The sequence below is a fragment of the Polaribacter sp. WD7 genome, from assembly GCF_003335085.1.
GTDB lineage: Bacteria > Bacteroidota > Bacteroidia > Flavobacteriales > Flavobacteriaceae > Polaribacter.
This window is the reverse complement of sequence record NZ_QPEJ01000012.1, coordinates 89,026-113,973: the sequence shown is the minus strand read 5'-3', so window position 1 is coordinate 113,973 and position 24,948 is coordinate 89,026. Positions and strand designations below refer to the sequence as shown.

General features: G+C 31.3%; 25 protein-coding genes. 9 read left to right on the top strand and 16 right to left on the bottom strand.

What is annotated here, in order from left to right; all coding sequences use genetic code 11:
* Positions 1–99: 99 nt before the first annotated feature.
* The gene (locus DUT90_RS01115; protein WP_114424871.1) at positions 100–348 is read right to left on the bottom strand and encodes a hypothetical protein; all 249 of its coding nucleotides are present in this window, start codon (positions 346–348) and stop codon (positions 100–102) included.
* A gap of 122 nt (positions 349–470) precedes the next feature.
* Here DUT90_RS01115 and DUT90_RS01110 point away from each other — a divergent pair, with 122 nt between their 5' ends.
* On the top strand, positions 471–1,094 hold the full coding sequence (locus tag DUT90_RS01110) for a YqaA family protein (protein WP_114424870.1): 624 nt from the start codon (positions 471–473) through the stop codon (positions 1,092–1,094).
* Positions 1,095–1,114: 20 nt separating this feature from the next.
* Positions 1,115–1,354 carry a DUF1456 family protein gene (locus tag DUT90_RS01105; protein WP_114424869.1) on the top strand — a complete coding sequence of 80 codons (240 nt, stop codon included), beginning with the start codon at positions 1,115–1,117 and terminating at the stop codon, positions 1,352–1,354.
* A gap of 111 nt (positions 1,355–1,465) precedes the next feature.
* Here the strand turns inward: DUT90_RS01105 and DUT90_RS01100 are convergent, their stop codons facing one another.
* Together DUT90_RS01100 and DUT90_RS01095 are read right to left on the bottom strand one after the other, a co-directional pair.
* On the bottom strand, positions 1,466–1,834 hold the full coding sequence (locus tag DUT90_RS01100) for a DUF3127 domain-containing protein (RefSeq protein ID WP_114424878.1): 369 nt from the start codon (positions 1,832–1,834) through the stop codon (positions 1,466–1,468).
* A 5-nt stretch (positions 1,835–1,839) separates the two neighbouring features.
* A complete protein-coding gene (locus DUT90_RS01095; protein WP_114424868.1) occupies positions 1,840–2,700 on the bottom strand; it encodes a flavin reductase family protein in 861 nt (286 codons plus the stop codon).
* Positions 2,701–2,778: 78 nt separating this feature from the next.
* Here DUT90_RS01095 and DUT90_RS01090 point away from each other — a divergent pair, with 78 nt between their 5' ends.
* Positions 2,779–3,930: a HAMP domain-containing sensor histidine kinase gene (locus DUT90_RS01090; RefSeq protein ID WP_114424867.1), complete on the top strand. Its 1,152-nt coding sequence runs from the start codon at positions 2,779–2,781 to the stop codon at positions 3,928–3,930.
* Here the strand turns inward: DUT90_RS01090 and DUT90_RS01085 are convergent.
* The 3 genes from DUT90_RS01085 to greA form a co-directional block, all read right to left on the bottom strand.
* On the bottom strand, positions 3,927–4,118 hold the full coding sequence (locus tag DUT90_RS01085) for a hypothetical protein (RefSeq protein ID WP_114424866.1): 192 nt from the start codon (positions 4,116–4,118) through the stop codon (positions 3,927–3,929). The two genes, DUT90_RS01090 and DUT90_RS01085, sit on opposite strands and share 4 nt — an antisense overlap.
* Position 4,119: 1 nt before the next feature.
* A complete protein-coding gene (locus DUT90_RS01080; protein ID WP_114424865.1) occupies positions 4,120–4,509 on the bottom strand; it encodes an HIT family protein in 390 nt (129 codons plus the stop codon).
* Between the two features lie 161 nt (positions 4,510–4,670).
* The gene (gene greA, locus DUT90_RS01075; protein ID WP_114424864.1) at positions 4,671–5,144 is read right to left on the bottom strand and encodes a transcription elongation factor GreA; all 474 of its coding nucleotides are present in this window, start codon (positions 5,142–5,144) and stop codon (positions 4,671–4,673) included.
* 111 nt (positions 5,145–5,255) lie between these two features.
* On the opposite strand from greA, the gene DUT90_RS01070 reads away from it, so the two are divergent.
* From DUT90_RS01070 to purE, 3 genes are read left to right on the top strand one after another with little or no spacing between them, the layout of a single operon-like run.
* A complete protein-coding gene (locus tag DUT90_RS01070; protein ID WP_114424863.1) occupies positions 5,256–5,681 on the top strand; it encodes a phosphoribosylaminoimidazole carboxylase in 426 nt (141 codons plus the stop codon).
* 53 nt (positions 5,682–5,734) lie between these two features.
* Positions 5,735–6,898: a 5-(carboxyamino)imidazole ribonucleotide synthase gene (locus tag DUT90_RS01065; protein ID WP_114424877.1), complete on the top strand. Its 1,164-nt coding sequence runs from the start codon at positions 5,735–5,737 to the stop codon at positions 6,896–6,898.
* Between the two features lie 46 nt (positions 6,899–6,944).
* Positions 6,945–7,424, top strand: coding sequence for a 5-(carboxyamino)imidazole ribonucleotide mutase (gene purE / locus DUT90_RS01060; protein WP_114424862.1), 480 nt, complete (start codon positions 6,945–6,947; stop codon positions 7,422–7,424).
* Between the two features lie 21 nt (positions 7,425–7,445).
* Here the strand turns inward: purE and DUT90_RS01055 are convergent, their stop codons facing one another.
* From DUT90_RS01055 to DUT90_RS01045, 3 genes are all read right to left on the bottom strand, one after another.
* Positions 7,446–8,285, bottom strand: a complete 840-nt coding sequence (locus tag DUT90_RS01055) for a T9SS type A sorting domain-containing protein (RefSeq protein WP_258848475.1) — start codon at positions 8,283–8,285, stop codon at positions 7,446–7,448.
* A 107-nt stretch (positions 8,286–8,392) separates the two neighbouring features.
* A complete protein-coding gene (locus DUT90_RS01050) occupies positions 8,393–10,324 on the bottom strand; it encodes a T9SS type A sorting domain-containing protein (protein WP_114424860.1) in 1,932 nt (643 codons plus the stop codon).
* 179 nt (positions 10,325–10,503) lie between these two features.
* A complete protein-coding gene (locus tag DUT90_RS01045) occupies positions 10,504–12,981 on the bottom strand; it encodes a LamG-like jellyroll fold domain-containing protein (protein WP_114424859.1) in 2,478 nt (825 codons plus the stop codon).
* 295 nt (positions 12,982–13,276) lie between these two features.
* Between DUT90_RS01045 and DUT90_RS01040 the strand changes: the two genes are divergently transcribed.
* Both DUT90_RS01040 and DUT90_RS01035 read left to right on the top strand, forming a co-directional pair.
* Entirely contained in the window at positions 13,277–15,292 is a 2,016-nt protein-coding gene (locus DUT90_RS01040) for a M3 family metallopeptidase (protein ID WP_114424858.1), read from the top strand.
* Between the two features lie 18 nt (positions 15,293–15,310).
* Positions 15,311–15,778: a GNAT family N-acetyltransferase gene (locus DUT90_RS01035; protein ID WP_114424857.1), complete on the top strand. Its 468-nt coding sequence runs from the start codon at positions 15,311–15,313 to the stop codon at positions 15,776–15,778.
* Positions 15,779–15,927: 149 nt separating this feature from the next.
* On the opposite strand, the gene DUT90_RS01030 is transcribed toward DUT90_RS01035, so the two are convergent.
* Positions 15,928–17,166 carry a glycosyltransferase gene (locus DUT90_RS01030; RefSeq protein WP_114424856.1) on the bottom strand — a complete coding sequence of 413 codons (1,239 nt, stop codon included), beginning with the start codon at positions 17,164–17,166 and terminating at the stop codon, positions 15,928–15,930.
* Complete coding sequence (locus DUT90_RS01025; protein WP_114424855.1) at positions 17,167–17,637, bottom strand: heme-binding domain-containing protein; 471 nt, start codon at positions 17,635–17,637, stop codon at positions 17,167–17,169. It abuts the gene before it with no gap.
* A 135-nt stretch (positions 17,638–17,772) separates the two neighbouring features.
* Between DUT90_RS01025 and lpdA the strand changes: the two genes are divergently transcribed.
* Positions 17,773–19,173, top strand: coding sequence for a dihydrolipoyl dehydrogenase (lpdA, locus tag DUT90_RS01020; RefSeq protein WP_114424854.1), 1,401 nt, complete (start codon positions 17,773–17,775; stop codon positions 19,171–19,173).
* A gap of 533 nt (positions 19,174–19,706) precedes the next feature.
* Here the strand turns inward: lpdA and DUT90_RS01015 are convergent.
* From DUT90_RS01015 to bioA, 5 genes are all read right to left on the bottom strand, one after another.
* Positions 19,707–20,573 carry a cupin-like domain-containing protein gene (locus DUT90_RS01015; RefSeq protein ID WP_114424853.1) on the bottom strand — a complete coding sequence of 289 codons (867 nt, stop codon included), beginning with the start codon at positions 20,571–20,573 and terminating at the stop codon, positions 19,707–19,709.
* A gap of 112 nt (positions 20,574–20,685) precedes the next feature.
* Positions 20,686–21,783 carry a biotin synthase BioB gene (gene bioB / locus DUT90_RS01010; RefSeq protein ID WP_114424852.1) on the bottom strand — a complete coding sequence of 366 codons (1,098 nt, stop codon included), beginning with the start codon at positions 21,781–21,783 and terminating at the stop codon, positions 20,686–20,688.
* Positions 21,784–21,832: 49 nt separating this feature from the next.
* A complete protein-coding gene (locus DUT90_RS01005; protein WP_114424851.1) occupies positions 21,833–23,038 on the bottom strand; it encodes a beta-ketoacyl synthase N-terminal-like domain-containing protein in 1,206 nt (401 codons plus the stop codon).
* A gap of 42 nt (positions 23,039–23,080) precedes the next feature.
* Positions 23,081–23,362, bottom strand: a complete 282-nt coding sequence (locus DUT90_RS01000) for a GIY-YIG nuclease family protein (RefSeq protein ID WP_114424850.1) — start codon at positions 23,360–23,362, stop codon at positions 23,081–23,083.
* 177 nt (positions 23,363–23,539) lie between these two features.
* Entirely contained in the window at positions 23,540–24,805 is a 1,266-nt protein-coding gene (bioA, locus tag DUT90_RS00995) for an adenosylmethionine--8-amino-7-oxononanoate transaminase (RefSeq protein WP_114424849.1), read from the bottom strand.
* Positions 24,806–24,948: the final 143 nt, after the last annotated feature.

Sequence of the window (24,948 nt, the reverse complement as noted above, 5' to 3'; positions counted from 1 at the left end):
CTTTTTAGGGAATTTAATCGCAGGTTTAACAGCTTACTCTTTCCTTGACAAGAAACCTAGTATTAAAATTCAAAGATTTTTGCCTAATATAGATATAAGTTAAGTCGAACTCACGTTAATTATTTTTTGCATAGATTTTGATATTTTCAATTCATTAGGAAATAAAACCATCCTTTTCTGAGGGCAATACCAAACTATAGGTTCATCATTAGAATACCATGGAAAAATTCCGTTTTCATATGCGTGAATTAAACGCGCTACAGATAAATCACCACCCAAAGCAATAATTCCGTCATCAGTAGTATATTCATAAGGAGGAAAAGCAATATGTTCTGAAAGCCAAATCATCTATAAATTTTAATGTGAATTTAATGAATTCATAAAAATGCGTTAATCTAAATTTATTTTTATATTTATTTCTCTTAAGTGCTTATTTTTGCAAACCGTTTCAAAAATTAATAGAAACTTAAATGACAAGAAAAAAGAGAATAAAAACCAATACTGAAAAGGCAAAATTAATGCACTTTTACTATTCTAGAACTGGTTTTTATATGTTTATTTGGGAAAGTTTAAAAAAAGCATTCATACCTATTGTAGTTGTTGTTATTGCACTTTTTTTAATTAACGAATACGTATACAATATTAATGAAGGTCTAGAATCTATTACAGATACATTTTCTAGACCTGGTATTTTTACATTCTTCTTTACTTCTGAAACATTACTTGGTCTAATACCTCCTGAAATATTTATTGCTTGGACTAAGAAAACACCAGAACCTATTATAAACCTGTCTATATTAGCCACACTATCTTATGCAGGTGGTTTACTATCTTATTTTATTGGAAAATTAACACTTAAAATAGCTTCTTTAAGAACTTATCTAGAAGTAAAAATGGCGAAACATCTAAAAAATTCAAAAAAATGGGGTGGTTTTTTAATTTTAGTTGGAGCACTATTGCCTGTACCCTTTTCTATCTCGTGTATGGCTGCAGGTATGATTAAATATCCGTTTAAAAATGTAGTATTATTTGGATTATTTCGTTTTGCTCGTTTTGCAATTTATGCTTGGGCTATTTTTAAAGTAGTAACTTAAAATTACTACATTTACATTCTATGGGATTAACAAACAACGATATTTTTAAAAAGCTAAGAGTTGCACATAAATTACGCGACACAGATATTATTGATATTTGTGCTCTGGTAGATTTTAAAGTAACTAAAGGTGAACTGGGGGCTATTTTTAGGAAAGAAGACCATCCAAAATATGTAGAATGTGGAGATCAGTTTTTACGAAACTTTCTAAACGGATTAGTTATTCATTTGCGTGGACCAATGCCAAAAAAAGAAGGTTAAGATATTTTAAAGTACATCTTAGGTCATTCATTTTATTATGAAACTAAAAAAAGAGAATTCAAAAAATGTGAATTCTCTTTTTTTATATAGTATTTCTAAAAATTTAGATTCTTAAAATGGCAAATCATCTGGTTCTTCATCAGAAATATTAGATGCTGGTTCAAATTGATCTACAGGAGGCAAATTACTTGGTGCTCCTTGTTGTGATAAACTTTCAATTCTCCATCCTTGAATAGAGTTGAAATATTTAGCTTCACCTTGAGGGTTAATCCACTCTCTACCTCTTAAATTGATAGAAACTTTAACATCTTGACCAACTTTGTAATTGTTTAACAAATCTGTTTTATCTTGTACAAACTCAACCATTATCATTTGAGGATACTGCTCATCTGTAGTAACTACTAATTCTCTTTTTCTAAATCCGTTAGAACCAAAAGTTTGCACCTCACCAATTAATTTTATTTTACCAATAACTTCCATAATTTCTAATTTAATAAAAGTACTTTCCAAGCACTTTCTACATCGTTCTTATTTAAATAGTCTTGAGCAAATGTATGTTTTTTTGTGGTTTCTAATCCAACAAATTCAGGGTGTTCTTTCCCAAAGTTATTAACAGCCTCTTTAGGTGGCAGTTGTGATACGTTTCCGAGCATTCCTAAATTATTACCTGTCAAGATGCTACTATTTCTAATTTCTGATGGAATTGTATCTACTCCAATTCCTAAAGTGCTAATTGGTTTAGGGATCTCAAAAAAACCATCTCTTGCCCGCGAATAATAACTACCCCCTGCTCTTGCAACTAAATCTATTCTGTGCTGATCTATAGCTCCGTTTTCATCTAAAACATCATCTGCAATATGAATTTTTACTACTTCGCACACTACAAGGTTTCCTGCTCCTCCTTTATCACCTGTAAAGATAACATCGTTTACTTTACATTCAAATTGCACTGGCGATTCTGCCACTCTAAACGGTTTAATGATGTCTGATGCCAACATAGTAAATCCTGCTTTTTCAAACTCATTAACTCCTTCAGGATACTCTGTAGAACTTAAAGACATTTGTTGTACAATAGTATAATTTACTACATTTATAACTACTTCTTTGGTAGCTAAAGCGTTTTCTAAAGTATGCTTTGTTGTGTTGTCTCTAACTCTTCTGGCAGGAGAAAAAATAAGTATTGGTGGATTGGAACCAAACACATTAAAAAAGCTAAATGGTGACAAATTGGGGTTTCCATCAGCATCAATAGTACTAGCAAAAGCAATTGGTCTTGGAGCAATTGCACCCAATAAGTACCCATGTAATTTTCCTGTTGATATTTCTTTTGGATCTATAGAAAGCATTGTATAATTTTTTGTTCTCTAAAGATACTATCTAATCTTTAAACTTGTTATATAGTTGAAACCATTATATTTGTTTTAATGAATTTTTTAACAAACAGTACTTTTTTTAAGCGAGTAGCTATTTTTATTTCATTGGTAATTGTTTCTTTAATTCTTTGGAACACCTATATCTTTTTTAAGCGATTTAAGATTGATGAGCGTGCAAAGATTGAGATTGTGGCGTCTGCTATTAAAGAATTCTCAGAAAATTCTGATTTAAATGCAAGTTTTAATCTAGAAACTAAAGTTTTTGAGAAAATTAAAAATATCCCAATGATTTTGACAGATGAAAACGGGGTAATTATAGATTCTAGAAATATAGACTCTCTTAAAGCCAAGAATAGAAACTACTTAAAAGAAAGGCTTTTATCTATGAAAAATCAGAACAAGCCTATTGAAATTAATTTTTTAGAAAATAATAAACAATATGTTTATTACGGAGATTCTGATTTGCTCAATAAATTAACCTATTATCCGTTAGCATTGGTGTTAATTCTAATGCTCTTTTTGTCTGTAGTATATTTGTTTTACAGTTCTAACAAAGCTTCTGAAACCAATAAACTATGGACAGGAATGGCTAAAGAAACAGCCCATCAAATTGGTACTCCATTGTCTTCTTTATTAGGTTGGATTTCTATTTTAAAAATGGAAAAAGTAGATGAAACTTATATTCAAGAAATTGAAAAAGATGTACATAGATTAAATACCATTGCCAATCGTTTTTCTAAAATTGGCTCTGTACCTGAACTAAAAAAAGAAAATATTGTTACTATTTCTAAACACGCTTTCGATTATTTAGAATCTCGTAGTTCTAAACAAATTTCATTTTCATTTTTAACTACTGATAATGAAATTTATACCAATATGAACACAGAATTATTTGGTTGGGTCATAGAAAACCTCATCAAAAACGCAATTGACGCTATGTTAGGTAAAGGGGAATTGAAATTACATATAGAAAATACGTCTAAAAGGGTAAAAATTACAGTTTCTGATACCGGAAAAGGAATGCCTAAAAAATTATTTAAACAAATATTTAAACCTGGTTTTACCACTAAAAAACGTGGTTGGGGTCTTGGTTTATCACTCTCTAAAAGAATTATTGAAGATTATCATAAAGGCAAAATAATTGTACAAAAATCTGAACTCAATAAAGGAACTACGTTTGAGATTTTATTGGATAAAGTTTAGGGCTTTCTTTGTTTTTGAAACTTTGTCATTATATAACCAAAAATCAAACCTGCTAGCATCCAAAAAATAAATTTTACAATTACTAATTTTAAAGTAATAATTTCTCCTTCTATTAATGGCCAAACAAAAGTCATAGCAATAAACATCCAAATACCCCAACCCAAACCATTTTTTATCCATAATTTCATATTATTCAAAATAGGAGGCAATACGTTTTGCTGTAGCAATAAATTCTTCTTCAGATAACTTTACTTTATTAACAAATTGTGCGTCTACCATACCTTGCAAAGGAATTAAATGTACATGAACATGAGGTACTTCTAGACCAATAACACTCATACTAACTCTCTTACAAGGTACTGCTTTTTCTATAGCTTTGGCTACTTTATAAGAAAAGTCCATTAAAGACAGATAGTTTTGTTTAGATAAATCAAAAATCTTATTTTCTTCTTTTTTAGGTACTACTAGAGTATGTCCTTTAGTATTCGGATTGATATCTAAAAAGGCAAAAAAATCATCATTTTCTGCTACTTTGTAAGACGGTATTTCTCCGTTAATTATTTTTGTAAATATGCTCATTGGTTAGTGATTAGTGGTTAGTGGTTAGTGGTTAGTGGTTAGTGGTTAGTGGTTAGTGGTTAGTGGTTAGTAAATATAAAAAAAGAATTCAGGTTTTAGCAGTGCCAAAACCTGAATTTTACGTTTACAAAAGTTATTTTGAATATCTTTTCTAAAAGAACTTATCTAGAAATTTCAACAATTTCAAAAGTCATGATTCCATTAGGTACTTTAATCTCAGCAATTTCACCTACTTTTTTACCTAATAATCCTTTCCCAATAGGAGAATTTACCGATAATTTGCCATTTCTTACATCAGTTTCAGAATCTGCCACCAAAATATAGTCAAACACCATTCCGTTAGTAGTATTTTTTAATTTTACTTTAGAATGAATTAATATTTTAGAAGTATCTAACTGAGATTCATCTAAAATACGTGCATTGGCAATTACATTTTTCAATTTTGCAATCTTAGTTTCTAAATGAGATTGTTCTTCTTTAGCTGCATGATATTCTGCATTTTCACTCAAATCTCCTTTGTCTCTTGCATCTGCAATTTCTTGTGTTACTCTTGGTCTTTCTACTTGTTCAAGCTGTACCAATTCATCTTTCAGTTTCTTTAATCCTTCTTCAGAATAATACGATATGTTGCTCATAATGTGTTCTATTTAAAATAAAAATCTCATCGCCTAAAAGGAATGAGATTAAAAACAAATGTACAAAATATTTGTAACTTGTCATCGTTTTTATAGAAACGAACATGACTTATGATTAAAAAAACACTCCTTATAATCACTCTATTAGCTTTAGTAAACTGTACTACCAATGAAAATTTAGACAATTGTATTCAGGAATTACCCTTAAGTAGAACTGTAAATTTAAACAATCCAGAATTAATTAACGCCTTAGTACCTGGGGGTTTTGTGCTGCTAAATGGAGGCACCAACGGTATTCTTTTACAAAACGTAAACGGAAATGATTTTGTTGCTTACGACAGATTGTGTCCTTCTGGTAATTGCAATGAACCTATGACTTTTGAACGAGGGCTTGTTTTAAAATGCCCTTGTGATGGCAGTGAATATGGAGTTGGTTTTGGTATAGGAGGACAGCCTCAAACCGAAGGTTTTATTTGTCCTGCAATAGAATACAACGTCATTAAAAATGGTGCTGTACTTCGAATCACAAATTTTTAATAGTATAGAAAATTTAAGTTGTGTATTTTTGCCAAAACACAATTGTAGCAAACGTGAAAAATTATTTTTCTTCAGATTTTAAATTAGGAGTTTTAGGTGGCGGACAGTTAGGACGAATGTTATTGGCAGAAACTCAAAAATTTGACATTCACACTTCTATTTTAGATAGTAATAAAAATGCACCGTGCGCAAAAATTTGCAACACATTTGTAGTTGGAGACTTATTAGATTTTGATGCCGTTTATAATTTTGGTAAAACAGTAGACCTGTTAACTATAGAAATTGAAAATGTTAACCTAGATGCTTTAGATAAACTAGAAGCAGAAGGTTTGTCTATTTACCCAAAACCAGAAGATCTTAGAATTATTCAAAGTAAGGCAAGACAGAAAAACTTTTATAAAGACCATCACATTCCTACTGCTCCTTTTGCTCATTATGCTTATTTAGAGGAGTTGAAACATGCTCTGGAAAATAGTATTATCGATTTTCCTTTTGTTTGGAAAGCAGCTCGTTTTGGTTATGATGGAAATGGTGTGAAAATTGTTAGAAATCTAGAAGATTTAAACGGTTTACCCAATGTAGAATGTATTACTGAACAGTTAATTCCGTTTAAAAACGAATTAGCTGTAATTGTAGCCAGAAATAAAGATGGAGAAACAACAACATATCCTGTTGTTGAAATGGAATTTCATCCAGAAGCCAACCAAGTAGAGTATGTTATTTGTCCTGCAAGAATAAATAGTAAAGTTGCTGAAAACGCTAGAGCTATAGCTCTTAAAGTGGTTAAAAACTTAGATTTTATAGGATTATTAGCTGTAGAGATGTTTCAAACTAAAAATGATGATATTTTAGTAAATGAAGTTGCGCCAAGACCTCATAACTCTGGACATTATTCTATTGAAGCAAGTTACACCAATCAATTTGAGCAACATCTGCGTAGTATTTTAAACCTTCCTTTAGGCAACACAGAAAGTAAAGTTGCAGGAATTATGGTAAATTTAGTAGGCGCTGATGGTTTTTCTGGTAAGGTCATTTACAAAAATTTAAATGATATCTTACAGATAGATGGAGTAACACCTCATATTTATGGAAAAAAAGAAACACGACCTTTTAGAAAAATGGGGCATGTTACTATTGTAAATAAAGATGTTGATACAGCAAGAGTAATTGCACAACAGGTAAAAGAAACAATTAAAGTAATTAGTAAGAACAATTAACAATAATATATTGCTTTTAAGTTGACAATTGATAACTAAAAAATATATGGTAGGAATAATAATGGGAAGCGATTCTGATCTTCCAATAATGCAAGATGCAATTGATATTTTAGAAAGTATGGATATTCAAATTGAAGTAGATATTGTTTCTGCTCATAGAACTCCAGAAAAATTATTTGACTATTCAAAAAATGCGCATACCAGAGGTATTAAAGTAATTATTGCTGGTGCTGGAGGTGCAGCGCATTTACCAGGAATGGTAGCCTCTATGAGTCCTTTACCAGTAATTGGTGTACCTGTAAAAAGTAGAAACTCTATTGATGGTTGGGATTCTGTTTTGTCTATTTTACAAATGCCTGGAGGTGTACCTGTTGCAACAGTAGCCTTAGATGGTGCAAAAAATGCAGGAATTTTAGCAGCTCAAATTATCGGAGCTTCAGACAAATGCGTTTTAGATAAGATTATTACTTACAAAGAGGGCTTGAAATTAAAAGTTGAAAAAGCTTCTGAACGCGTAAGAAAATAAAACCCGATAGTGATTGTTAATTTAATTGACAATCACTATTTTTTTTGTGATAGAATTACCTCTTTTCATATCTATTTTAACTAAATAAACACCTGTTTGTAAATCAGAAATAGACTTGTTTTTATTGGTTTCAAACACTTTTACCATTCTTCCTAAAAGGGTATACAAGGTAATTTTATTTATCTCTTTAGATCTTGGATATTTTACAATTAGTTCTTTTTCTAAGTTTACAAATACTGATAAATTATTGTCGTTAAAAAAAGCATCTTCTCTAGATAATATTTCTTTCTTTTCTTTAGTATAAATAATTCTAAATCTAGTATTGTTTTCCCCCACAGTATCTATTGTAAAAGGGTATTCTTCTTGCTGATTTAAATCTACAAAAACACCCAATTCTGTGTCTTCCAAATAAATGTAATAGATATCTTCTATAAATTCTTCTTGAAGTTTAATACTATAGTCCCCTACTTGATCTACTATAAAACCTAATGAAACAATTTTTTCATCCTCAACTAACAAGGGTAAACCTTGAATGGTAGCTTTTTTGGTTCCTTCAATTAAAGAGTAAAAACCTAAAGATTTTTCATTAATATTAAAAGGTCCATCATAAATTCTATCATATTCGTTTGTAGCGCCTTTAACAAATCCTATTAAAATTGAACTAAAAGTATTTCCTCTTTTTAATCTAAACCAAGATCTGCATTTATCTTTATCTGTAATTTCTTTTTTCTTAGTAGATTTATAAAAAGTTGCAGAAGTATTTTCGCCTTTAATTTGATGAGTAGCTTTTATTTTTATGGTAGTTACATTTCTTAAATATGAGATTTGAGCAAATAGAATATTTGCACCAAGAGTGAGCATCAAGAATACTGTTTTTATCAAATCTACCTTGTATGTACATATAAAACTAAGAAAAAAAATCGACATAGATTTTCCTTCTTAGTTTTATATTTTCATAAACTATAACCTTATTCTACAATTAATCTTTTAAAGTAAGAATTTCTATTTTCGTCTAAGACGGTAACAAAATATACTCCTGTACCAAATACTCCATTAACATCTAATTGTAAATTCTCTTCATCTGTTTTTGTTTGCAGTACTATTTTACCCAGTACATCTCTAATAACAATGTTTGCTGTTTCAAATCCATTAAGAGCAATATTGAATCTGTTTGAGGCAGGGTTTGGATATACCTGAATAGATTTACTATTATTTACAATGCTAGAATCATCAACAGATAGTACAGAAACACCTTCTCCAAAACTAACATCTACTTTTACTAATGAATATGGAGGTATTATAATTGCATCTACGCTAGTTTGAGCGTCTGAATATGCTATTGTTGTTGTTGATGCTAAATTTCCCCATCTTATACCATCTACTGCATAGTTTACAACATCTTCGCTATTACCATCTCTATTAATAAAAATTCTAGCATTTACATCTGTTTTATTTGTTACAAGTAAACGAGGTTTTCCATCTGGTCTTCTTACAGCAATAACGTGAAGCGGTTTGTCTTCTTGAGTATTGTTTTCAATTTTTAGTTCAGGAGATTCTAAAGATGAACTATTGAACAATTCTGAATCTCTTAAGTTATCTCTTAAAACTCTGTACACGTCTCCGTAACCCGTAGTTCCTATTTGTATATTTCCTCTACTTCCACTAACAGTATATTGAGCGTTTAACCCTACTGTAGAAAACCAGTTGATTCTTTCTACTTCTAAACGATCATTATTATTTATGATATGAGAATAAATATCTGCAGCACCCAAAAAGCTTGCTCCAATACCATCTTCTTCGCTACCCGCAACTCCCCATTCTGTTAACCAAATTGCATCTTTATCTTCTGATACTTGAGTTTTAGAATAGGTTAATGATTGATCCATTATTCTACTTGCAGAAACTAAATCTCTTAAGGATTGTTCTGTTAAATTTTCTGGTCTGTTGCCACTTTCTCTTTGTGCATTTACATACCTGTGTACAACTATGGCATCAAAAAAGCTTTCATCTACAGTAATAGCATCATTATATCTTTGATGAAAATTTCTAGTTGTTGTACTTTGAGCAGGATCTCCTCCTCTAAAAGAAATTGGAATTGCAAATCTTACTTCTCTATTTTCCTGGTTTGCTCTATTTTTAATATTTGCTACAACTTCTCTTGCTCTTGCTACCCATTGTGCCTCAGTATTTATTGTTCCTGATCTTTGACTTCTAAAGAAAAATTCGTTTCCTAGCTCCATATCTCTAACATTATGTCCATCCTCTATCATAGACTGCCACCTTCTTCCGTTAGAATCTGCATCGTTTCCAATAATACTTAAAACAGTTAGTAAATCTAATGGTTTACCATTACTAGCGGCTGTGTCAAAAATTTTTCTAAGAGAAGGGTAACCTATACGAACACTTGTAGGGCTATCGTGTTGAGATATTACTCTTGTTCCAACAACAAAAGGATCTGTAATATGCCTAGAATCTGCCGCTGCAATTTCTTCTTCTTCGTCATTAAATACAGGCTCCCAATGATACGTATTTGCAAAAACTCCTTGAGGAAAACGAAGTACTACAGGATCATTATCTGCAATAAATTCTTGACCTTCTAAAGAATTAAACCCTTGGTTTGCTGCTCTAGCATTAACTAATGTGCCATCTGAAGTAAATAAAGGTGCTCTTGATAACAAAATTCTTGCTATTGAAGTATTAAAATCTACATTACTACCTAATAGCAAATTATTAAAAGCGTTAGACTCTGTAGAAGTATTTATAGTAAGTGTATTGTTAAAAGCCCCGTCAGACAAAGGCAATGGATCATATGGAAAATCTGTTTGAGCTTGAGTGAGACAAACGGTGAAAATTAATATTTTGAAAATATTGAAAGTTTTTGAAAAAGTAGTTTTATTCATGTTTGTAACTAGTTAAGTTTTTAAAATGCCATTTTCTTTGGTAAAAGAAAAAGAATCTTTAAGATATGATTAATAAAACCTAAGTCGTTAGAAAAACGAATCTATTACAATACATGTTTAAAAAAACACTTAATTCTTAAAAAAGTTAATATTTAAACTTATAAGAAAATAGTAATTACCTAATTGGCAATTACTATTTTCTTATTTATTTTTCTACCATCAATTAAAATTGCATTCACTATATACACTCCTGAAGTTAAATTAGATATATTTTTTATTTGATTTCCTTGAAACGAAACCACTTTTTTTCCTTGGATGTTATACAAAGCAACTGTATTAATATTGTCTTCATCAAAATCATATGTTACTATTAGTTCTTTAGCAGAATCTACATAAGCAGAGAAATCTTCAGAATCAATTTCTTCTACAAATAAAGATTCTTTTACATTTGATTTTAAATTAGAAGCTTTTCTTCTCTTTTTAGTATAAACCAATTTAAACCTTGTTGTGTTTTCTCCTAAAGAGTCTATAGTAAATGTATATTTTCTTTTTCTTAAATCTGTGGTCACTTTTTTCTCTGTATCACGCAAATAGATGTAGTAGTTATCATCTATATATTCTTCTTGAATACCTATTGAATATTCTCCAACTACATCAACAGTATAACCTAATTTTACTACTTTTTTATCCTTTTTTAATTTAGGTAAACCTTGTATAGCTACTTTTTGATTTCCTTTAACTAACGAATAAAACCCTAGTGATTGTTGATTGACATTAAAAGGTGAGTCATACATTCTATCATATCTATTGGTTGCTCCGTCTAAAAATCCAACCAATAAAGTATTAGTTTGGTTACCTCTGCTAAATGTAAACCAAGATCTTCCTTCTTTTTTTGGAGTTTTGTTAACACCACTTTTAAAGAATTGATTGTTATTTGCAGCAACTTGATGAGTAGTTTTAAAGGTTATACTACTATTTTTTGTAGTTCTTACAAAAAAACCTTGTGCTGTTCCAATTTTTCCTGAAGCTTCACTAGAACTTCCTCCTGTTGGATTATATTGTAAATAATCTGACACATTGTTTTCTCCTACTTCTGTAGTGTTTTGATTCCAAAGATAAATTGTACCTTCTATATCAGCATTGTCAGAATCTGCAATAACCAAATCCCAATCAATTGCAGAAGTATAAGGATTACCAACTAAATTATCTCCTGCTGTAGACCAAACATTGTCTGGGTCTGTACTTGCTAAGTTAGAACTAAAAAATACATCAACATTTACTTCTCCTTCAATAATTTTTCCTGAAAAAGTTCTCAACTCACCTCCTGTGGTTTCGCTTCTAACTGCATACCCTACTCCAGGTTTTAAATTTGTAGTTCCATTATAAGCCCAGTCAGAATTTGCTGCACTAGCTTGAAAAGAATAAATTACAGGAGCATTAGAAAAAATTTGACCCGGAGTTGCGTCTGTTTCTACTACAGGAGAGCTCCAATAAGAATAAAAATATTGCTCTGTATAACTAGGTGTAGCTCTTTGTATATCAAATGTACCTGACCCAATTATAGGTGTTCCACAAGCATGGTATATTAAAGATCCTCCATCTTCCACAATTATCTTACCGTTATTAGTTAAAGAATAATAAACATTTAAAGTTGCTCCGTTTTGAACGGTAATTTCTGCACCTGTATTAAGCGTTAACCTACCAATATTTATTTCTGACGTTATTATTGGATGATTTGTACCAGTATTAATGATAACTTCTTGAGTTCTTATTGGATCTGGTGCAGAACCATCCCAGTTTGCATCATCAAAATAAGTTGTAGATGTATTACCTAACCAAGAGTAAGTCGTACCGCTTCCATTAGCATTTGCAGTAGCTCCTATTGTAGAACTATTGTTAGCTTCATAATTTATCTGATCTCCTTCTTGATACGCTACCAAGCTTGTACCTGATGCTAAAATTGTAGATTTATTATCATTTATCTGAGTTTCTGTTCTAGCAACATTCCAAATTCTAAAAATAGCTATATTTCCTTCAAAACTATAAGCACTATTTATACGGTCTGTAAAAGTAGAGTTATAAGTTTCTGTAGAAGAGCCAGCAACAGCACTTGCATTCCAATTAGTAGTTATGCTTGTAGGAAATCTTAGACCTCCACCGTTTCTACCAATACTATTGTTTCCAGAGTGTGTATTAATTTGTAACCCTGCTTGAGTATCTTTTAATTCTCCATTCAAATAAAATTTAAATGTTAAGTCAGGTGAAGTAGTATCTTCTAAAGTTAATGCTACATGAGTCCATTGCCCCACTGCTATATCACCTGCTGCAGATCTAAACATTCGTCTATCTGCATTATTACCCGCGTTATTTCTATACCCTCCAGCATAAATTCGACCTGCTTCTATAAAAAAGAACAGAGTATTTACTTGAGCACCTTCTTCATAAATAACCTGTCTAGATGTTATATCATCTGGTCTAAACCAAAATTCTATAGTTCTATTTCTTGTATTTTGTAAGTTTATAGCATCTGTATTAGGTATGGTTATAAAATCACTTGATCCATTTAAATTGTAACCACTACTACAAGGTATTTGAGCAACAATTATATTTGTAATAAATATTACTAAAAGCGGGATGTAATTTTTAATTTTTTTCATAATTCTAATCTCTTTTCTATTATATATGACTAAGATTTTCCTTTAAAGTCACTCTTTATATCCTTAAAATCGTTTACTTGCCATACAAACTCTATGAATTGTTCTCTCTTGTCGTTTAATGAAACTTTTTCTTTTAAAGTCAGTATTCTATACACCAAAATTAACTTTTTACTATGCGTGCATAATATTTTTTAGTTAAATGAAAAGATTTTATCGTTAAGTAGATATTTACGCTAGTTGGGGTTTTCATCTGTTCTTTTAATAATTATCTTTGCTAACTCTTAAATAAAAAAATATGAATCCACTGTTAGACAATTTTAATACCGCTCCTTTTTTAAAAATTTCTAATAACCATTACAAACCAGCTATAAAAAAAGCAATTGAAATTGCAAAGGGTGAGATTGATGCTATTGTAAAAAGCCCTGAAACTCCTTCTTTTAAAAATACTACTGAAGCTTTAGATTTTACTGGCGAAAAATTAAATAGAATTACCTCTATTTTTTTTAACCTTAATTCTGCTGAAACCAATGAAGATATTCAAAAAATAGCGCAAGAAATTTCTCCTTGGTTAAGTGAATTTAGAAACGATATCACTCTTAATGAAACCTTGTTTGAAAGAGTAAAATTTGTTTTTGATGCTAAAGAAAAACTAGAATTAACTCCTGAACAAAAAATGCTTTTGGATAAGCAATACAAGAGTTTTTCTAGAAATGGAGCAAATCTAAACAATGAAGATAAGGGCATTTTAAGAGACATAGATACCAAACTTTCTAAATTATCTTTACAGTTTGGAGAAAACGTACTAGCAGAAACTAATGCTTTTGAACTTCATATTACTAATGAGAATGAGGTTTCAGGCATACCAGAATCTGCAAAAGAAACTGCTCATCAGCTTGCAAAAGAAAAAGGAAAAGACGGTTGGATTTTTACATTGGACTACCCAAGTTATGTACCTTTTATGACATATGCAGATCATAGAGAATTACGTAAAAAAATGTCTGTTGCCTTTGGTGCAAAAGGTTTTCAAGATAATAAAAACAATAACGAACAAATTGTTTTAGATATTGTAAAACTGCGCCATAAAAGAGCAAATTTATTAGGTTATAAAACTCATGCTCATTTTGTTTTGGAAGAACGAATGGCAGAAACTCCAGAAAAAGTAATCGAATTTTCAAACAATCTTCTAAAAAAAGCAAAACCTGCAGCTTTAAGAGAATTTAAAAACTTAGAAAACTTTGCAAAAAAACTAGATGGTATAGACTTACTTCAAAAATGGGATGGTGCCTACTATTCAGAAAAATTAAAAAAAGAAATTTTTGATTTAGATCAAGAATTGTTAAAACCTTATTTTAAACTAGAAAATGTAATTTACGGAGTTTTTGAAATTTCAAATCGTTTGTTTGATTTAAATTTCGAAGAAATTTTTACCATAGACAAATATCATGAAGATGTAAAAACCTATAATGTTACCGATTCCAATGGTAAATTTGTATCTTATTTGTATGCAGATTTTCACCCGAGATCGGGTAAACGTAATGGTGCTTGGATGACATCCTATAAACCGCAACAGATAAAAAACGAGGTTAACGAACGTCCTCATATATCTATTGTTTGTAATTTTACAAAACCCACTCCTACAAAACCTTCTTTATTAACTTTTAATGAAGTTACTACCTTATTTCATGAGTTTGGGCACGCATTGCACGGAATGTTAGCCAACACAACTTATAATAGTTTGTCTGGAACGTCTGTTTCTTGGGATTTTGTAGAACTACCAAGTCAGGTTTTAGAAAATTGGTGTTATGAAAAAGAAGCGCTAGAATTATTTGCAAAACATTATGAGACAGGTGAAGTTATTCCTATGAAATATGTAGAAAAAATCAAAGAATCTGCTAGTTTTCATGAAGGTATGCAAACGCTACGCCAATTAAGTTTTGGTTTGTTAGATATGAAATGGCATAGTGAAAATCCTTCAGAAATAACATCTATAAAAGAGTTTGAAATTGAGGCTTTTTCAGAAACTAATTTGTACCCAGATGTGGCAGAAAATTGTATGAGTACTTCTTTTTCCCATATTTTTCAAGGAGGTTATTCTGCAGGGTATTACTCTTACAAATGGGCAGAAGTTTTAGATGCAGATGCTTTTGAATATTTTCTAGAAAAAGGAATTTTTGACAAAGAAGTAGCTACTAAATTTAAAGAAACTGTTTTATCTAAAGGCGGCACTGTAAAACCGATGGAATTATATAAACATTTTAGAGGAAAAGAGCCTAAACCAGATGCTTTGTTAAAAAGAGCTGGTTTACTATAGATTAATAGTAATTGAAAAATGAAAATAAGAGAAATACATAGAAATAGATATACCATTTCAACTGACAAGGATAAATTAGATATTTTAAGTATACACAAATTTCTTGCAAACGAAACTGATTGGGCAAACGGGATTCCAATTAACACATTAAAAACATCAATTGAAAACTCTTTAAATTTTGGAGTTTATTATAAAGATAAACAAATTGGTTTTGCCAGAATAATTTCTGATTTTTCAACCATAGCATATTTAGGAGATGTATACATTCTAAAAGAGTATAGAGGGAAAGGATTGAGTAAGTGGTTGATAAATGAAATAATGGAGCACCCTAACCTTCAAGGATTAAGACGTTGGATTTTATTAACCAATACAGCAGAATGGCTTTACAAAAAATTTGGATTTACAGAAGTACCAAATCCTGAATTTTATATGGAGAAACACAACCCTAATGTGTATCAAAAAAGAACTAAAACCGCTGACTCATAAAATATTATGTTAAAACGGTACCAAGTAAAACGCTTTTATATTTCCTTATAAAAATTTAAATAAGTGCTAGAAATCATTTTGAAATAACTCTTGTTTACTTGGTTAAGTATAATATTGAAATAAAATAAACCTTACTAAAATCTAATTTGCTATTTATTTTTCTCTTCTATCCATTTACTCATATACTTTGTAACTTGTAGCGTTTGGTGTTGCAATAAACTTCCTAAAAAATTCTGAGTTCTGTGAATTTCTAGGTCTTGCTGAAGTTCTTCAATTTTATTGATAAAAAGTTCACCAATTTTCACTTTGTCATAAATATTATTGATGATTTCAATTCCATTTTCCTGAGCTATTTTCCAACTTTTTTCATCAGTGTATAAAGTAATCGCCTTTTTAGAAAACTCATTATAATTAGAAGCTACATAACCACTCCAAGGCAAATTTTTATGCATTCCTTCTGCCCCAATTGTAGTAGTTACAGAAGGTGTACCACAAACCATTGCTTCTGTTAGTTTTCCTTTAATGCCCGCGCCAAAGTTTAAAGGCGCTAAAAGTACTTTTGCATTTTCTATAACTTCCTCTGCATTTTCTGCAAATCCTTTTATTATAAATCCTTCTTTGGTGTTGTGTAAATCTTTTATTTGCTGATTTGCATAATCTCCGTAAACATACATTTTAGCATTTGGTAATGTATCCTTTATAGTTTTCCAAATGTATTTTTTTAGGGTCAATACAGCGTCAACGTTAGGCTTATGAAAAAAATTACCAATAAATACAAAATCGTTTCTTTTGTCAAAAGATTTCCACTCCGTAGTTTGTTTTTTATCAATTTTATCTAATAAAAAAGGCAAATACAACAGCAAACTTTTATCAATTTTGAAGGTAGATTGCAATAAGTTCATCTCAAAATCAGAAATGATTAAAGACAAATCGCAACGTAAAATGGAAGCAATTTCTCGTTTAGTATCATCAGAATTTAATAAAACCTCATTGGTAAATACTTCTCCTTTTTTATACTGTTGATGTCTTACTTTTCGTAAAAAATGTAAATCTTCAGTATCTAAAATTCGCAATGCTTCAGGACAATTTTCAGCAACCCTCCAACCAAATTGTTCTTCCATCATAAACCGATCAAAAACAACAATAGTGGGTTGCAATTGTTTTAAAAATTCATCAAAAGAAGTATTGTTAAGTGCTATAGAAACTTCATCAACACCTATGGTCGTTAAATCATAATCATGTAGATTTTTTTGAGAAGGAGAAGCAAAAGTTACTTTCCATTTTTTTTGTAGAAACTGCTCTATTAATTGTAACATTCTTCCTCCAGCAGCAGAAGATTTTGGTGCAACCCAAACATAACCAATTACTAAAACCGATTGTTTTACCAATTATTTTATTTGTAATTGTTGTTTGTAATCTGCTTGTACTTTTTTTCCCCAAACCACAACAGCTTCAATTTCTTCTGGAGTTAAGTTGGCATCGCTATGCGTATAAGTATAAGAACTTAAAGGCATTTCTTTTTCTTCTACCTCTTCATGCAACTCGTCCATCTTGTGTTCTTTTTTCTTTAAAGAATAAGAACTCCAGTTAGAAAAATTCAAATGTTTTTTTCCATCTTCAATATGTTCTGCTAGCCAATAATTTACTGGGGTAACTGCATTATACCATGGATAAGTTGTCTTGTTAGAATGGCAATCAAAACAAGTTTCTTTTAAAATTTTATGAACAGCTGCTGGCGGATTAGTTTCTGAAATAAAAGCATCAATATTCATATTTCCGTCATTCTTTTCTGGTCTAAAAAACTGCGCTACAACAAGAGCTATGATTAAAATGTAGCCTATTTTTTTAACTATTTTCATTGAATGTGTTTTATATTATTCCTAGCTAGTAAAACTACTAAATTCTCAGATGAATCTATAAAAATATGTGTATTTTTGTGTTGTAAAGTTAAATTTCACGAAATCTGCTACAGGTTTCTTAAAATAAAATCACTGATGAAATACGATATCATTGTTATTGGTTCTGGTCCTGGAGGTTATATTGCTGCAGTTAGAGCATCTCAATTGGGTAAAAAAGTTGCCATTATAGAAAAATATGCAACATTAGGAGGAACTTGTTTGAATGTTGGTTGTATACCATCAAAGGCTTTATTAGATTCATCTCATCATTATTATGACGCTGTACATCATTTTGAAGAGCATGGTATTTCTGTAGAAAAACCATCTTTTGATTTTGGTAAAATGGTAGAAAGAAAAGCCAAAGTAGTAGAAACAACTACTGGTGGTATCAAATATTTGATGGATAAAAATAACATTGATGTTTATGAAGGTTTAGGATCTTTTGAAGATGCAACACATGTAAAAGTTACCAAAAATGACGGTTCTTCTGAGGTGATTGAAGGAACAAACATCATAATTGCTACAGGTTCAAAACCCTCTACTTTACCTTTTATTGATATTGATAAAGAGCGAATTATTACCTCTACAGAAGCTTTAAAATTAAAAGAAGTACCCAAACATTTAATTGTTATTGGTGGTGGTGTAATTGGGTTAGAGCTTGGGTCTGTATATAAACGACTAGGTGCTGATGTTTCTGTTTTAGAGTATGCACCAAAGATAACACCTACTATGGATGCTGATGTTTCTAAAGAATTACAAAAGGTATTAAAAAAACAAGGCGTTAAATTTAACGTAAGTCATGGTGTTACTGCTGTAGAAAGAAATGGCGACGAGGTAACTGTTAAAGCTACCAATAAAAAGGGAGTTGAAGTTGAGTTTAAAGGTGATTACTGTTTAGTTGCTGTAGGAAGAAGGGCTTATACAGACGGATTAGGCTTAGAAAAAGTTGGTGTTGAAGTTAACGAACGCGGACAAGTAGCTGTAAATAATCATTTACAAACCAATGTTTCTAATATTTATGCAATTGGTGATGTGGTTAAAGGTGCAATGTTAGCGCATAAAGCTGAAGAAGAAGGTGTTGTTGTTGCAGAGTATTTAGCTGGAGAAAAACCACATATAGATTATAATTTGATTCCAGGTATAGTTTACACTTGGCCAGAAGTTGCCGCGGTTGGTAAAACAGAGGATGAATTAAAAGATGCTGGTATTGCTTATAAAGCTGGTAAATTTTCTATGCGTGCCTTGGGTAGATCTCGAGCAAGTGGAGATATTGACGGATTTGTTAAAGTTTTAGCTGATAAAACTACGGATGAAGTTTTAGGCGTACATATGGTTGGTGCTAGAGTTGCTGACTTAATTATGGAAGCTGCTGTTGCTATGGAGTATAGAGCTTCTGCAGAAGACTTGGCTAGAATTTGTCATGGGCATCCTACCTATTCTGAAGCTGTAAAAGAAGCTGCAAAAGCTGCTTGGGATGGTAAACCGCTAAATGCTTAAAGAAATATTCAAAAAAGGAAACCAGGTATAATTTGAATTACACTTATCGCATGTGTAAGCCTTTGTACCTGGTATTATTCTTACCAATGGCTTTCGTTTCATTCTATGTTTAGATTCTGATTTACATTTGGGACATGCCTTCATTTAAAAAATACTTTAGTTAGATTAGATTCAGCAATCTACTAAAAATCGAAATACTAAAACTAAAATAATTCAACTTAATATTTTTTTTGAATTTACAAACATTCTTAAAAGATAAAATAACATGTAAACAAGAAAACCTCGCAAATGCGAGGTTTTCTTGCTCAAATTTTCATAGTACGATTGATAAACGAGAACCAAGTGTATTCTGTATTACACTTATCACAAGAATATGATTTTGCACCTGGTATTAGCTTAACAAACGCTTTTCTTTTCATTCTGTGCCTAGACACAGATTTGCATCGAGGGCATGCTTTCATTATAAAATATATTTGTTTAGACAGTCGCAAGTTAGTCATAATCAAACAAATAAAACCCCGTAACAATACCTATTATTCATTTAATTTACAATTGGTCTTTGTAATGGCCTGTTCGTTTTTCCAGTCAATCCATTTTTGACCTCTCATTCTTCTCATAACAGTATCTAAAGAACGCATAATAAAAACATTATAAATAGCTTTTGATAAATTTTTGGGTTTACGAGCTATGGCTCTTAAACTCATAGAAAACCCTGGTGTAATGTATCGCATGTAATGCCAATATCCTTCTGGCATATACAATACGTTACCGTGTTCTAATTCTGTAACATAACCCTTTGCATATTGTAGAGCAGGCCATTTTTTTAAATCGGGTTCGTTAAAATCAATATCTTCTCTTGTAATTAAAGAATAGGGTATTTTGTATAAGTGCTTATTCTGGTTTTGATCAAACAAAATACATTTCTTTTTTCCTTCAAAATGAAAATGAAAAATATTAGCCAAATCTATATCATAATGCATAAAAGTGTATGAATCTCTGCCTCCAAAGAAAAGCATTGGTAACCCTTTCATTAAACGTAAGCCAAAATCTGGATAAGAAAAGTCTCTTTGTAAAATGGGCACTTCTTTTAGAATGTTCCATAGAAAAATACGAAACTTTGTAGGCTCTTTTTTTAACAAATCTACGTACTCAGACATTTTCATTTTGGCATGTGGCTCATTAAAACCGTCTTTGTAATTTACAGGTCTGTCATCATACAAAGGTACTATTTTATCACCTGCAACTTCTTTCATATAAGACAAACTCCATTTTTTATATGCTGGCCAATCTTCTATAAAACGTTCAATCACCACTGGTTTTTGTGGTTTAAAATACTTGTTGATAAAGTCTTTTTTTGAAATTGTTTCTACTCTATCTATTTGAGTTAGGTGTAAGCCCATGTCTTATAAAATTTAATACAAAGTTAAAAAATTGTTACATAAATAAGTCTTTAAAAAGAAAACCATCACTTTAAAAAATGATGGTTTGGCATGCTTATTTTATAAATACTATTTATACTTTTAAAGCCTTTCCTTTTTGTTTGGCAGCTTCGTTTCTTTCAATTTTATGATCTGGACGCGTCCATTTTGGTTTTTCTCCTAAAGCTTCTAATTTAGAGTCTTTTGCTTCTACGGTTTGAGGCTGAACCTTTTTTGTAAAAGGTTTCTGCGGATTTAGTCCTAACAACTTAAACATTTTCATATCCTCATTTACATCAGGATTGGGTGTTGTTAACAGCTTATCTCCTGCAAAAATAGAATTTGCTCCTGCAAAGAAACACATGGCTTGTCCTTCTCTACTCATTTGAGTTCTTCCTGCAGATAATCGTACTTGTGTTTCTGGCAAAACAATTCTTGTTGTTGCTACCATACGAATCATATCCCAAATTTCTACCGGTTTTTCATCTTCTAAAGGTGTACCTTCTACAGCAACCAAAGCATTTATTGGTGTAGATTCTGGTTGCGGATTTAAAGTAGATAACGCTACCAACATTCCTGCTCTATCTTCCGCAGATTCTCCCATACCAATAATACCACCAGAACAAACCGTTACATTTGTTTTGCGTACATTATCTATAGTGTCTAATCTATCTTGATAACCTCTTGTAGAAATTACCTCTTTGTAATATTCTTCTGACGAATCTAAATTATGATTGTAAGCATACAAACCAGCTTCTGCCAAACGTTGTGCTTGATTTTCTGTAACCATACCAAGAGTGCAACAAACTTCCATATCTAGCTTGTTAATGGTTCTTACCATTTCTAGTACTTGGTCAAACTCTTCACCATCTTTTACATTTCTCCAAGCTGCACCCATACAAACACGAGAGCTTCCGCTTTCTTTAGCTCGTAAAGCTTGTGCTTTTACTTGGTTTACAGTCATTAAATCATTACCCTCTACGTTGGTATGATATCTTGCCGCTTGCGGACAATAACCGCAGTCTTCAGAACATCCACCTGTTTTAATAGATAACAAAGTAGAGACTTGTACAACATTGGGGTCATGCTGTTTTCTATGAATTGTAGCAGCCTCATACAACAAATCCATTAAAGGTTTGTTATAGATTTCTAGTACTTCTTCTTTCGTCCAATTATGTCTTACTTCGCTCATAGATGTTTACTAATTTGATAATTCAAAAATAGGAATTATGAATTGTAATTTACAACTTTTTAGTCAATAAAACAGAAACAGCATTTCCGCCAAAACCAACAGCATTTACCAATATTTTTTTTAATGATTTGGGTTTTGACTGATGACTGATAAAAGGAACTGCTACTACTTTTTGATGTTGTAACATTAAGATAGCCAATTCTATACTTAGCAAACCTGATGCCCCAAAAGTATGTCCGAGTTTCCATTTATTAGTAGTCAGAAAGGGAATTTTGCTACAAAATACTTTAGAAATTGCATTTATTTCTGATTGATCTCCTCTAATTGTACCAGGTGCATGCATAACAATGGCATCAATTTCATCTGGAGAAATAGTTCCTAAAGCCATTTTCATTGATTTCTGAAAACAGTCTGCATTTGCTGTAACAGATGTATTGTGTTGTAAAATTTCTGTAGCATATCCTACTCCAGAAATCATAGCTATTGCATGTTCTACTTCTCCTTTTTCTAAACAGATTACAGCTGCACCTTCGCCTAAAACCATGGTGTTTTTTGTTTTGTTTAGGTCTAATGCCCTACAGGGATAATTTTTTGAATTAAGGTTAGAATTGTGCTTTGCATAGACTTTTAAAGCTTGCATTTGCGCAATGGTAAAATGGGTTAAAGGGGCTTCACTACCGCCTACTATAAACTTATCTGACATCCCAGAATTGATCCAAGCAATACCATTTAATAAAGAATGTAATGCTGTAGAGCATGTAATAGAATGCGATATTTCTGGACCAGAAGTTTGCAAATCATGCGCTACCCAAGAAGAAATGTTTCCTAAAGTTGTGGTTGGCGAACTTAAGGTAGATGATTGTTGAGTTTCTAAAAACTCTTGATGGTATTTTTCAAACAATTTGGTGGCTCCTCTTGAAGAACCAAAATTAACTCCAAAATTTTCATTAGATTTCCAATTTGCATTTTTTATAGCTATTCTTGAAACATAGATAGCAAATAAAACCGTATCATCTAAATTCTTATATTTTGAATCGGAATTTCTTAGGTCATTTATTTTTTTTTGATTTTCTAGAGATAATTGCCCAACAAAAACACTTTCATTAGTATTCTTTGAATTGTCATTCTTAGTTTGATGAAGAATCTTTTCAATCAAAAAATGATTATCAGACAAATAATTTTTCCAGACTTCTTGTGGGTTGTTTCCCAACGCAGAAATGGAGGCTAAGGATGTTATGGATATGGGTTGATTCATATTAAACTTGCGTCATACTGAACTTGTTTCAGTTTCACATCATTATTGATAATCTGATGTTTTTAAATTTGGATTTACTCTTTTAACTAAATTTAGTTTCCACTCTTTATGCCAGTTCTTTAATTGTTTTTCTCTTGCAATTGCTTGATTGATATCTGAAAACTCTTCTAAATAAATTAAGTCTTTAAGATTATACTTTTTAGTAAATAAGGATGCAGTTTCATCATAATGTTCATATAGTCTTTTTGATAAATTTACTGTTACTCCAATATAAAAAGTAGTTCTATAGGTATTTGTTAATATGTAAACAAAACTTTTTTTCATGTTGTTGTGTGACCCTGAAACAAGTTCAGGGTGACGTTACAATTTCTGGATACAAAGATAAACTTTAGCGTTAAGGATTGAGGCATTGTTGGAGCTCATTTTTTGAGTTTGCGAAAAAAATAGCGACTGCCGAAAGCCTGCAGTGGTTTGTTGCATTTATGCAAACCACTGAACGCCCTAAATAATTTCTAAAGATGCTTCAATTGTATTGTACACTTTTTGCAATTCTTTTTTGGTAATGATATACGGAACTTGAATGTAAATGGTATTGCCTAAAGGACGTAAAAAAACGCCTTTGTTCATAAAAAAAGCGAGTAATTTGTCTCGCAAACTTCCGTAACGTTCCATTTTTGTATCTAAATCTAAGGCAAAAATTACACCTTGAGAACGTGCCGTTTTAACTTTTGGATGCTTACTTATTTGCTGTTGAAATACTTGGTGTGACTTAGAAATTGCTGCAATATTTTGCTGAATTTCATCTGTTTGTAGTAAGTCTATAGCAGCATTTGCAGCAGCACAGGCTATTGGGTTTGCAGAATAGGTATGGCAGTGAAAAAAGCCTTTTGCAATTTGATTACTTAAAAAAGCAGTGTAAATTTTTTCTGTACAAGAGGTTATTGCCATAGGTACCAAACCTGCGGTTAAGGCTTTGCTTAAGCAAATAATATCAGGTTTTGTTTCGATAAAATCGGATGCAAAATTACGTCCTGTTTTACCAAAACCTGTCATAACCTCATCTGCAATGGTAAGAATATCATGGGCTTTACAGCATTTTAAAATTTCGTTTAAACCCTTTGCATCGTGAATTTTCATACCTGCTGCTCCTTGAATAATGGGTTCGTACACAAAACCTGCTACTTTGTTTTCTGAAGTTATTTGCTGTATTTGCTGTAAAATCTTTGCTGTATTTTTTCCATCAGGTACAGGAATTCTTTTAATATCCATGAGAAAATCTTCAAAAGGTCCGTTATACACAGACAATCCTGAAACTGACATGGCACCAAATGTATCTCCATGAAAACCGTTTTCGAAAGCAATAAATGTGGTGCGTTTCTCATCTAAATTAAAGTAGTATTGCAATGCCATTTTTATGGCTGCTTCTACTGCTGTTGAACCATTATCATTAAAAAAAAATCGATTTTGATTTTTGGGTAAAATATTGATTAATTTTTCTGATAATTCTATGGCAGGTTCGTGCGTAAAATCGCTAAACATTATTTGATCTAGCGTTTGCATTTGCTGGTAAACACTACCAGTAATATAGTCATTACAATGCCCAAACATACAGGTGTACCAAGATGAAACTGCATCTATATATTCGTTACCATTTTCGTCTGTTAGTATGCACCCTTTGGCTTTTACAATTGCCAAACTATCAGGGTTTAGTTGATGTTGTTTTAACGGATGCCAAAGGTGTTTTTTATCTCTCTCTTGTAGTGTCATACTTATCCTCTTTCGTCATTCCGAACTTGCTTGTACTGAATTCAGTTCAGTATTTTCGGAATCTTATTATTTATTCTTGTGTGATTCTGAAACAAGTTCAGAATAACGCATATCTATTATCGGTAATCTTTTATTTTTAAAGT

Excerpts from the sequence above, each read along its gene's own strand:
- DUT90_RS01000 (WP_114424850.1), bottom strand. The coding sequence starts at position 23,362 with ATGAAAAAAAGTTTTGTTTACATATTAACAAATACCTATAGAACTACT.
- DUT90_RS01040 (WP_114424858.1), top strand. The coding sequence starts at position 13,277 with ATGAATCCACTGTTAGACAATTTTAATACCGCTCCTTTTTTAAAAATT.
- greA (WP_114424864.1), bottom strand. The coding sequence starts at position 5,144 with ATGAGCAACATATCGTATTATTCTGAAGAAGGATTAAAGAAACTGAAA.
- DUT90_RS01095 (WP_114424868.1), bottom strand. The coding sequence starts at position 2,700 with ATGCTTTCTATAGATCCAAAAGAAATATCAACAGGAAAATTACATGGG.
- bioA (WP_114424849.1), bottom strand. The coding sequence starts at position 24,805 with ATGACACTACAAGAGAGAGATAAAAAACACCTTTGGCATCCGTTAAAA.
- DUT90_RS01050 (WP_114424860.1), bottom strand. The coding sequence starts at position 10,324 with ATGAATAAAACTACTTTTTCAAAAACTTTCAATATTTTCAAAATATTA.
- DUT90_RS01080 (WP_114424865.1), bottom strand. The coding sequence starts at position 4,509 with ATGAGCATATTTACAAAAATAATTAACGGAGAAATACCGTCTTACAAA.
- DUT90_RS01085 (WP_114424866.1), bottom strand. The coding sequence starts at position 4,118 with ATGAAATTATGGATAAAAAATGGTTTGGGTTGGGGTATTTGGATGTTT.
- DUT90_RS01025 (WP_114424855.1), bottom strand. The coding sequence starts at position 17,637 with ATGAAAATAGTTAAAAAAATAGGCTACATTTTAATCATAGCTCTTGTT.
- DUT90_RS01070 (WP_114424863.1), top strand. The coding sequence starts at position 5,256 with ATGATTAAAAAAACACTCCTTATAATCACTCTATTAGCTTTAGTAAAC.
- DUT90_RS01005 (WP_114424851.1), bottom strand. The coding sequence starts at position 23,038 with ATGAATCAACCCATATCCATAACATCCTTAGCCTCCATTTCTGCGTTG.
- DUT90_RS01105 (WP_114424869.1), top strand. The coding sequence starts at position 1,115 with ATGGGATTAACAAACAACGATATTTTTAAAAAGCTAAGAGTTGCACAT.
- DUT90_RS01045 (WP_114424859.1), bottom strand. The coding sequence starts at position 12,981 with ATGAAAAAAATTAAAAATTACATCCCGCTTTTAGTAATATTTATTACA.
- DUT90_RS01055 (WP_258848475.1), bottom strand. The coding sequence starts at position 8,285 with ATGCTCACTCTTGGTGCAAATATTCTATTTGCTCAAATCTCATATTTA.
- DUT90_RS01115 (WP_114424871.1), bottom strand. The coding sequence starts at position 348 with ATGATTTGGCTTTCAGAACATATTGCTTTTCCTCCTTATGAATATACT.
- DUT90_RS01100 (WP_114424878.1), bottom strand. The coding sequence starts at position 1,834 with ATGGAAGTTATTGGTAAAATAAAATTAATTGGTGAGGTGCAAACTTTT.
- DUT90_RS01110 (WP_114424870.1), top strand. The coding sequence starts at position 471 with ATGACAAGAAAAAAGAGAATAAAAACCAATACTGAAAAGGCAAAATTA.
- DUT90_RS01035 (WP_114424857.1), top strand. The coding sequence starts at position 15,311 with ATGAAAATAAGAGAAATACATAGAAATAGATATACCATTTCAACTGAC.
- DUT90_RS01090 (WP_114424867.1), top strand. The coding sequence starts at position 2,779 with ATGAATTTTTTAACAAACAGTACTTTTTTTAAGCGAGTAGCTATTTTT.
- lpdA (WP_114424854.1), top strand. The coding sequence starts at position 17,773 with ATGAAATACGATATCATTGTTATTGGTTCTGGTCCTGGAGGTTATATT.
- purE (WP_114424862.1), top strand. The coding sequence starts at position 6,945 with ATGGTAGGAATAATAATGGGAAGCGATTCTGATCTTCCAATAATGCAA.
- DUT90_RS01015 (WP_114424853.1), bottom strand. The coding sequence starts at position 20,573 with ATGGGCTTACACCTAACTCAAATAGATAGAGTAGAAACAATTTCAAAA.
- bioB (WP_114424852.1), bottom strand. The coding sequence starts at position 21,783 with ATGAGCGAAGTAAGACATAATTGGACGAAAGAAGAAGTACTAGAAATC.